5 protein-coding genes are annotated in these 6,000 nt (G+C 34.1%); all 5 read right to left on the reverse strand.

What is annotated here, in order from left to right; all coding sequences use genetic code 11:
• Positions 1-137 precede the first annotated feature (137 nt).
• On the reverse strand, positions 138-479 hold the full coding sequence (locus C3E89_RS07830; protein ID WP_236911882.1) for a hydrogenase maturation nickel metallochaperone HypA/HybF: 342 nt from the start codon (positions 477-479) through the stop codon (positions 138-140).
• An 83-nt stretch (positions 480-562) separates the two neighbouring features.
• Positions 563-3,250, reverse strand: a complete 2,688-nt coding sequence (locus tag C3E89_RS07835) for an FAD-dependent oxidoreductase (RefSeq protein ID WP_236911883.1) — start codon at positions 3,248-3,250, stop codon at positions 563-565.
• 28 nt (positions 3,251-3,278) lie between these two features.
• The gene (gene hypB / locus C3E89_RS07840) at positions 3,279-3,947 is read right to left on the reverse strand and encodes a hydrogenase nickel incorporation protein HypB (RefSeq protein WP_236911884.1); all 669 of its coding nucleotides are present in this window, start codon (positions 3,945-3,947) and stop codon (positions 3,279-3,281) included.
• A gap of 33 nt (positions 3,948-3,980) precedes the next feature.
• Positions 3,981-4,955, reverse strand: a complete 975-nt coding sequence (locus C3E89_RS07845) for an iron ABC transporter substrate-binding protein (RefSeq protein ID WP_236911885.1) — start codon at positions 4,953-4,955, stop codon at positions 3,981-3,983.
• A gap of 187 nt (positions 4,956-5,142) precedes the next feature.
• A complete protein-coding gene (locus C3E89_RS07850; RefSeq protein WP_236911886.1) occupies positions 5,143-5,895 on the reverse strand; it encodes an ABC transporter ATP-binding protein in 753 nt (250 codons plus the stop codon).
• Positions 5,896-6,000 lie beyond the last annotated feature (105 nt).

The following is a 6,000-nucleotide window of genomic DNA, read 5'->3' on the forward strand; positions in this document are numbered from 1 at the left end:
TTTTTATAAAAAATTTGTACTTTGTCTTCAGTCTGACACCTTCTAATTAGAAGGTATTTTAAAGGATTTAGTATATTTGTCTGCTATTTATAAATCATTATAAGAATTAGGCGAGAAAAAGCATATACTTTTCTCATCTAACAAGCGATTATTTCCTTAATAAAAAATTCTCTCCCTCCTAAAAGTTCCCAGTCATCACTATTACAATCTGGACAAACTCCCTTATATTGAAGATAATTAAATACTCTACTACAATTATTACATATGCAATTACCTGGCAATATTTCAATCTCTAGTTTAGTATTTTCTAACATGGTGCCATCTACTGCAGCAGGATAACATGCTTTAGCATACCTTGGTATTACAGAAGATAACTCTCCAATTTGAAGTACTAAAGTGTCTATTTCAGTAATACCATTTTCTATTGCAAAATTTTCAACAGTCCGTACTACATTAATCATTATTCCTAATTCATGCATAAATACCCACCTCTTTTCTAGTATAAATACCTAGGGTGAGATTCTATCTCACCCCTATTCTTAATAAAATTCTATTGGAATCACTACCTCTTTTTAGTACCACTTAATGTCTTTTTAATACTATGGGCAACCATTCTACCTTTTCTTTTAACAACATTTTTAACAATTATGGGTTTAAGGTCTTCAAAGGATACATTTTCTGCATCATATTTTTTTACCAATGATATGGCATCAAATTTACATCTAGTAGTACATTGTCCGCATCCTACGCATATATATTCATCTACAACTGTGGCACCACAACTTAAACATCGCTCTGTTTCTTTCTTTACTTGCTCCTCTGTCAAGGTAGGTCTTAAATCTTTAAAGGATTGTTTAGCCCTAGATACATCTACAGGTTCTGTTCTCTGCCTTGGAAGACGGTCATAACCTGCTAAGTCCAGATTTTTCTTATCAAAAGCCTTAAATTCCCTTCTATCTCTACCAAAGATTAAATCTTGCCCTGGGTGAACATAACGATGTATTGAAATTGCTGCTTCTTTACCTAATGCTATAGCATCTATTGCAAACTTAGGTCCCGTTGCTGCATCTCCACCTGCAAATATATCTGACTCTCCTGTCTGCAAAGTAATAGGATCCACTTTTATTGTATGGTTTCTATTTAATTCTACCTTTGAACCCTCTAATAATCCACCCCAGTCTATTGTTTGGCCAATGGAGAGCAAAATTTTGTCTGCTTTAACAATCTTAGTATCGTTCTCGTCATATTTTGGATTAAATCTCTTATTTTCATCGAAAACCGAAATGCACTTTTTAAATTCTATTCCCACAACATTACCATCCTCTGTAAGAATACGTTTTGGACCCCAACCATTATTGATGACTATATCTTCAGACGTGGCTTCTTCAATTTCTTCATCAAGGGCAGGCATTTCTTCTCTGCTCTCTAGACAAAACATTTCAACACTAGAAGCACCAGCTCTTGTAGCAGTTCTTGCTACATCTATTGCAACATTACCTCCACCTATTACTAATACATCACCTTCCATATTAACATCTTTCCCTAGATTCACATCTAGCAAGAAATCCACACCTGAGATTACCCCTTTTGCATCTTCCCCCTCAACACCTAGTTTCCTACCAGCTTGGGCACCAATAGCAAGATAGAATGCTTCATATCCTTGTTTTCTCAATTCATCTATAGTAATATCTTTTCCTACTTCTATCCCCGTCTTAAATTCTACACCTAATTCCCTTAAGATATCAATTTCTGCATTTATTACATCCTTTTCTAATCTATATGAAGGAATTCCTAAAGTTAACATACCGCCAAGAACCTTTTGCTTTTCAAATACAGTTACATTATAGCCATCTATAGCTAAATAATATGCACAAGATAGACCTGAAGGTCCTGCTCCTACAATAGCAATCTTCTTCCTATAGTCATGTCTTTTTTTAGGTATATAGCGAATATCTGCATTTAAATCCTGTTCTGCAATGAACTTTTTAATATCATCAATAGCTATTGGTTCATCTACATTTCCCCTAGTACATACTGATTCACAAGTCCTAGGACATATCCGTCCACATACTGCTGGGAAAGGATTTTCTTTTTTGATTAATTCTAAAGCTTCAGTATATCTACCCTGGGAAGCCAATTTAATATAGCCTTGTATAGGAATATGTGCTGGACATTGAGTTATACAAGGACTGGTTCCTGAATCTAAAACAATCTCCCTATTGATTCGATAATCTGGATTCCATTTATCTGGCCCCCATTTAGAATTAGATGGTAAATCTATTCTTTCTTCAATAACCTGTGCTTCCTCACATAATTTTTGACCTAATTTAAGGGCATTAGTTGGACATACCTGTACACATTGGCCACAAGCAACACATTTTTCTGGGTCTATTCGTGAAACATAATTAGAACGTATCATATCGTTATTTAAGAACATAGTAGCAGTTCTAAGAGAAAAACAGCTACAAGAACAGCAATTACAAATTGCATGAGTTTTGCCAAAACCATCTACATTAGGTATTTGATGCATTAAACCATTTTCTTCAGCTTTATGTATAATTTCAAAAGCTTCTTCACGGGTAATCTGTCTCCCTCTGCCAGTGCGGATATAATATTCAGCAGCATGACCTAGTTGAATACACATATCCTCCTTTAAATGTCCACAACCTTCTCCCATGATTTCCCTAGACGTACGACAAGAACAGTCTGAAACTGAGAATATGTCATTTTCATTTAGGTATTTTGAAATCTCCTCATAGGATGCTCTTCTAGTTTCACCATCAATTGCTGTTTCAATAGGGATAACTCTCATAAGACCCGTACCTACAGGGAAAACTCCAGCAGTCATTGGGCCTCTTACTCTCCCATATGCTTCAAAAGCTTCTGCGATTTGTGGATACTTTCTAACATTCTCTTTGTTGTTAACCATCATTTCCATAACACCTGGAACCCAAGTATCAAGCCAATATTTATCAACGCCATCAATTTCATTAACAAAACAAACTCCTGCCACTGCTAAATCCCATAATAGTTTTGCTGTTTTATCTACAGGTTTACCACACAAAAGAGCTACTTCCTCAGCGCTCTTTGGTTTTCGAAACTCTAAACAAAGCCCTACTTCAGCCATTTCATCTGTAACAACAGGCTCCAAAATCATATACTCAGGATCCGTAGGTTTATATGCTGATTTAGAACCAGGTTTTTTCATACCAATATGATTAGCAAGATCGAGTACTTTTTCCTTAACCATATTAAGCCCCCCTAAACTTTAAAGTTTACTACTCTTTCCAATTTTTTATTTCAGCACGAAGCCAATTTGCCCATTCATCAATTCCTTCACCTGTTTTTGCTGAGATAGGAATGATTTTTATATCTGGGTTTAATTTCTTTACACGTTCTTTAACTGCTTCTAAGTCAAAATCAAAATAATCTAGAGTGTCAATTTTATTGATTAACAGTACATCTACCTTCGAGAACATTAGAGGATATTTCAAAGGTTTGTCATCCCCTTCTGGTACACTTAAAATCATAGCATTTTTAGAAGCTCCAGTATCAAATTCTGCTGGACATACTAAATTACCTACATTTTCTAAAATAGCAAAATCAATATCCTCTATACCTAATCCTTCTATACCTTGCTTAGTCATTTCTGCATCCAAATGGCACATTCCTCCTGTATGTAGCTGAATTACCTTTGTCCCAGTCTCAAAAACAGCATGGGCATCTACATCTGAATCAATATCTGCTTCTAAAACCCCAATATTCATCTCTTTGCCTAAGGCTTCAATAGTCTTCAGAACCGTACATGTTTTACCTGAGCCTGGGGAAGACATTAAATTTAGTAGGAAAGTTTTGTTCTTCTTTAATCTCTCTCTCAGAAGGTCTACCTGTCGATTATTGTCTTCAAAAACACTTTCTTTAATTTCTAAAACTTTAAATTCTCTCATATTTTATAATCACCTTCCTCAAAACTTATTATTTTATAAATCAATTTTCACATAACCACCAAATCTCTCTGCCATAATATTATATAAAGGTTTACCTAACATAAAGGTGTATATCTGATCTGCTTTTTCTATAACATCAATGTCTTTAAACTCGTTGGGATACAGTATCTTTCCCAAAAAGTATGCATCAGCTATGGCAGTTTCAATATTGTTATAGTATGAAATATAAGGTAGTTGTCCATAAACTTTTCCATTTCTTACAGCAGATAATGCATTATAGTAATCTGGGTTTTTAGCATAATCTTCTTTTACTAAATTTAAACCATTTTCATCAATTACAAGTATATCTGGATCCCATTCTATTAGCTGTTCCTTATCAATCATAATAGACCCAGTTTTTACCAGCCCATCGACAACATTTTTTGCACTAATAGCATTTAATATAGGAGAATTGCCTGAAGTGCTTTCAATTCCATGGATTCCCTTATAGCTTAACCCCCCTATGTAAATACTTGGCTTTTTATCCTCTGGGATATCTTTTGTGAGATTTAATAGTTCATTTTTACAAGCTTCCATATACTCTTTTAATTCCTCTGCTCTGTCTTCCTTTCCTACTATTTCTCCAATAATCTTTAAGGATTTATACATATCCTCATCAAAAACTGCCGAAGTACCAGTTGTAACAATTACAATGGGTATTCCCGTCTTTTTTTCAATTTCCTCAATCTCAGCCACATCTAGTATATCTCCCGCTATTATAATATCTGGATTTACCTTTATAAGCAGTTCTGGATCTGGACTTGCTGGAAACCCTTCACCTACTAATGGAAGCTTTTCTAACTCAGGGTTGGCTATTATATAAGGACGGCCAGTTTCTGCAGATTGTTGCCCCTTTTCAACTCCGACAAGTTTTTCGGTACCATTTATATAAGTGTAAATTCTTAGTGCAGAACCTATAGCTACTACCCTTTCCACTGGCTTTTCTAAAACAATACTACGTCCTGCCATATCTGTTATTTCAACAATATTAGTGTCGTCATTAGTTTGACTTTTTTTAGTACTAACAATGTCCTCTGACTGAGTACAACCAGTTAAAACACAAACAGTATATATTACTACAGTTCATAACAAAATTATTTTTCTCTTCATCCTTAACCCTCCTTTTCAAAAATTATATTTAAAATAACTATATATTTTATAGAGGAATAACTACTGGAATCCCTGAATAACTTTCTATCATCACTTCCACGCCATATACCTTTTTAATGGATTCAGGATTTATAATAGATGCATCTCCAAAATCAAAGCATTTACCTTCCTTCAATAAGAGGAATTTATCAGCAAAGCGTAGAGCCAAATTTAAATCATGCATAGTAATTACTGCTGAAATTTTTTTCTTCTTAAGGATTTTCCTAATTATATTAAGTACTTCTATTTGGTTTTTTAAATCCAGATTGCTAGTTGGTTCATCCATAAGTAAAACCTTTGGCTCCTGTGTCAGGGCTCTAGCTATGATAACTTTTTGTAATTCACCACCACTTAATTCATCAGTGTAACGCATAGAATAATTATCTAAACCTAATAAGTCTAGGATTTCCTCAACAACTTCAATATCATTCTGCCTAATATCCCTTTTTATATATGGTTTTCTTCCAAGTAAAACCGTATCGAAAACTGTATTTCTTGTACAATAATGGCTTTGAGGTACATAACCTATTTTTTTTGCAAGTTCAGACCTTTTTAATAAAGAACTGTCTCTACCATTTATATATACCGTTCCTAGCCGAGGTTCTAATATTCTGTTTAGACATTTTAAAATAGTGGATTTTCCTGCCCCATTAGTCCCCAAAACCGCTAAACAATCCCCCTTTTCTATTGAAAACACTATATTATGAATAATATAGTCTTCAGTATAGGAAAAACTTAAATTATCAGCTAATAAAGTCATCTACCCATATCCCCCCTAGTATAATAATGTCATAGTCAATAAAGACTATGCAGTTAAAACTTTTCTAAAAATCTCATTTCTTTATTCAGTAACTGAAGAAGATAT

This window comes from Clostridium sp. Cult1 (assembly GCF_021655095.1).
Lineage (GTDB): Bacteria > Bacillota > Clostridia > Tissierellales > Tepidimicrobiaceae > Schnuerera.

Excerpts from the sequence above, each read along its gene's own strand:
- C3E89_RS07830 (WP_236911882.1), bottom strand. The coding sequence starts at position 479 with ATGCATGAATTAGGAATAATGATTAATGTAGTACGGACTGTTGAAAAT.
- C3E89_RS07845 (WP_236911885.1), bottom strand. The coding sequence starts at position 4,955 with ATGGCAGGACGTAGTATTGTTTTAGAAAAGCCAGTGGAAAGGGTAGTA.
- C3E89_RS07835 (WP_236911883.1), bottom strand. The coding sequence starts at position 3,250 with ATGGTTAAGGAAAAAGTACTCGATCTTGCTAATCATATTGGTATGAAA.
- C3E89_RS07850 (WP_236911886.1), bottom strand. The coding sequence starts at position 5,895 with ATGACTTTATTAGCTGATAATTTAAGTTTTTCCTATACTGAAGACTAT.
- hypB (WP_236911884.1), bottom strand. The coding sequence starts at position 3,947 with ATGAGAGAATTTAAAGTTTTAGAAATTAAAGAAAGTGTTTTTGAAGAC.